Source organism: Paraburkholderia madseniana (assembly GCF_009690905.1).
GTDB classification, from domain to species: Bacteria; Pseudomonadota; Gammaproteobacteria; order Burkholderiales; family Burkholderiaceae; genus Paraburkholderia; species Paraburkholderia madseniana.
On the sequence record NZ_VOSW01000379.1, the window covers coordinates 1 to 226 of the forward strand.

The following is a 226-nucleotide window of genomic DNA, read 5'->3' on the forward strand; positions in this document are numbered from 1 at the left end:
GTATCGAGCGTTATACGGAGCAGTACAACCAGCACAAGCGGCCGTTCGTATGGACCGCAACAGCCGATTCCATTCTCCAGAAAGTGGCCCGGCTATGCAAAGTTATTTCTGGGACGGAACACTAGCAGGCTGTTGAATTTGGATCCCGTGTAAACGGGGTTTGAGGGACGGGCGTTATGGATATCGTGTTCATGATCTTTGGCAGTGGAAACGATGCGCGGAATGG

General features: G+C 52.2%; 1 pseudogene. It reads left to right on the top strand.

Features of this window, described 5'->3' with window-relative positions:
* Nucleotides 1-125, top strand: a pseudogene (locus FSO04_RS48210) (IS630 family transposase); the annotation flags it as partial.
* Nucleotides 126-226: the final 101 nt, after the last annotated feature.